Source organism: Streptosporangium sp. G11, assembly GCF_051192615.1.
Lineage (GTDB): Bacteria > Actinomycetota > Actinomycetes > Streptosporangiales > Streptosporangiaceae > Streptosporangium.
On sequence record NZ_JBPJUQ010000278.1, the window covers coordinates 1 to 1,499 of the forward strand.

Sequence of the window (1,499 nt, forward strand, 5' to 3'; positions counted from 1 at the left end):
ACTAATCACTCTTAACGAGTCCGCCACTCCGGCAGACTCGGGCCTGACAGCCGCCAGCGGGTGAGCACTCGCAGCTACTGGACCTTGAGTCCTAGGCAAAGATCGTGCCCCCGCTGGTCGGCCGGGAGAGTTGATCGCCGCTGGGATGTCGTGCCCACCCGCAAGGGGTGTGAGCACTGCTTGATTAGTTCGCTGACGGTTCTCCCGCGGGCTGTTGAGTATCGATCGGTGTCGAAAACGGGAGAAGCGATGCGCTTGTTCGTGGGAGATGACTGGGCCGAGCAGCATCACGACGTCGAGTTGATGGACGCCTCGGGGCGCAGGCTGGCCAAGGCCCGCTTGCCCGAGGGGGTGGTGGGGATGACCAAGCTGCACGCGATGATCGCTGGGCAGCTCGGTGAAGCGGCCGAAGAAGCGGAGGTGGTGATCGGGATCGAGACCGACCGCGGTCCGTGGGTGCGGGCGCTGGTCGCCGTCGGATACACGGTGCTGGCGGTCAACCCGCTACAGGCGGCACGGTATCGGGAACGGCTGAGCGTGTCGGGCGCCAAGAGCGACGCGGCCGATGCGCACATGCTGGCCGACATGGTCCGCACTGACTTCCACCAGCTGCGTCCGGTCGCCGGCGACAGCGCCGAAGCCGAGGCGATCAAGGTGGTGACCCGGGCGCATAAGACATTGATCTGGGAACGCACCCGCCACGCTCAGCGGCTGCGGCACGCGTTGCGCGACTACTTCCCCGCTGCATTGGAGGCGTTCGAGGACCTGGCCGCGGCCGATGCGTTGGAGTTGCTGGCCAAGGCCCCTGATCCCGCCTCGGCGGCCAAGTTGACCATCGGCCAGATCACCGCCGCGCTCAAACGAGCCCGCCGCCGGGGCGTTGCCGATAAGGCCGCCGCGATCCAGGCCGCACTGCGCACCGAGCACCTGGGCCAGCCCGCGGCCGTGACCGCTGCCTACGCCGTCACCATCGGAGCGGCGGTTGCGGTCCTGACCGTGCTGGGTGAGCAGATCAAGGCCCTGAACGGGCATGTAGAGGACCATTTCGGCCGGCATCCAGCCGCGAAGATCGTCTTATCGCAACCGGGGTTGGGATCGGTCCTCGGAGCCCGGGTGCTCGCAGAGTTCGGCGACGCCGAGGACCGCTACGCCAGCGCCAAAGCACGCAAGAACTACGCCGGCACCAGCCCGATCACCCGAGCTTCGGGCAAGAAGAAGGTCGTGCTCGCCCGCTACGTGCACAACGACCGGCTCATCGATGCCCTCGATTCCCAAGCCTTCGCCGCCCTGCAGGCCTCGCCGGGCGCCCGCGCCTACTACGACCGGCTCCGCGCCCGAGAGGTCTATCATCACGCCGCCCTGCGCCAGGTGGCCAACCGCCTCGTCGGCATCCTGCATGGATGCCTGAAGACCAACACGTTCTACGACGAAGCAACCGCCTGGTCACACCGCACCCAACCCCTCGCCGCTTGACACCTAAGCTCCTGGGATGTCTTTGC

Annotated in this window: 1 protein-coding gene; it reads left to right on the forward strand. The window is 67.0% G+C overall.

All coding sequences use genetic code 11. The annotated features are described in order from the left end of the window. Positions 1-249 precede the first annotated feature (249 nt). Positions 250-1,473, forward strand: coding sequence for an IS110 family transposase (locus ACSDR0_RS50525; RefSeq protein WP_435296120.1), 1,224 nt, complete (start codon positions 250-252; stop codon positions 1,471-1,473). The last annotated feature ends 26 nt before the right edge of the window (positions 1,474-1,499 follow it).

Excerpts from the sequence above, each read along its gene's own strand:
- ACSDR0_RS50525 (WP_435296120.1), top strand. The coding sequence starts at position 250 with ATGCGCTTGTTCGTGGGAGATGACTGGGCCGAGCAGCATCACGACGTC.